The following is a 1,047-nucleotide window of genomic DNA, read 5'->3' as shown; positions in this document are numbered from 1 at the left end:
CAGTCGATACCCATGGCGTGCAGCCAGTAAGACACCACGCCCACACTCGGCGCAAACATGAAGAGCCACAACACACCGGCCACGGCAGGCGCCACGGCGTAAGGCCAGATCGGCAGCGTTTTGTAGATCAGCGCGCCCTTGACGATGCGGTCCGCAAAAACGGCCAGCATCAGCGACAGGCTGAGGCCTGCCACGGCGACCGCCGTGGAGAAAATGGCTGTGGTGTAAAACGACGCCAGGTAGGTGTCGTCGTTCCACAGGTTTTTAAAGTTCTCCAGGCCGACCCACTCGACCGAGGTGCCAAAGGCATCAGACTGTTGCACCGACTGCAGCAGGGCCTGGATCGCGGGCCAGAAGAAAAACAGGGCAATCACGAGCACCTGGGGTGCAATCAGCACCCAAGGCAGCCAGCTGGAACGAAAGACGACGCGTTTTTCCACCGGTTGAACGCTGGGTCAGCCTTTTTTATTGGCTTTTTCGAAGCGTTCAAGCAACTCGTCACCGCGCTTGACGATGGCGTCCAGGGCTTCCTTGGCTGTTTTCTTGCCACCCCAGACTTGTTCAAGTTCCTCGTCTTCAATGGCGCGAATCTGCAGGTAGTTGCCCAGGCGAATGCCGCGTGATTTGTCGGTCACCTTGCGGATCATCTGGTTGACTGCGACCTCGGTGCCCGGGTTTTGTTTGTAAAAACCGGATTTTTCAGTGAGCTGGAAGGCGGCGGTCGTGATGGGCAGATACCCCGTGCGCTTGTGGCTGGCCGACTGCACCTCGGGTTTGGAGATGAAATTGAAGAACTCCGCCACGCCTTTGTATTCATCAGGCTTTTTGCCCGCCATCACCCACAGGCTGGCGCCGCCAATGACGGTGTTTTGTGGCGCACCGGGCACGTCCGGGTAGTAGGGCAGGGGCGCCAGACCAAAGGCGAACTTGGCGTTTTTCTTCACGTTGCCGTAAAAACCCGACGATGTGGTGATCATGGCGCATTCGCCCGACACAAAGGTGGGCTCGGGTACGTTGGTGCGGCCCTTGTAGACAAACAGGCCCTGT

2 protein-coding genes are annotated in these 1,047 nt (G+C 58.4%); both read right to left on the bottom strand.

The genetic code is table 11. From position 1 onward, the window contains the following. The coding region (locus AC097L_RS26260; RefSeq protein WP_479589622.1) for an ABC transporter permease at positions 1 to 440 on the bottom strand (440 nt) is incomplete at its 3' end. 15 nt (positions 441 to 455) lie between these two features. Continuing rightward, positions 456 to 1,047: extracellular solute-binding protein (locus AC097L_RS26255; protein ID WP_479589621.1), on the bottom strand; the 592-nt coding region annotated here is incomplete at its 5' end.

It is taken from the genome of Rhodoferax sp. RT5P35 (genome assembly GCF_056521385.1).
This window is presented reverse-complemented; position numbering and strand designations above follow the sequence as displayed.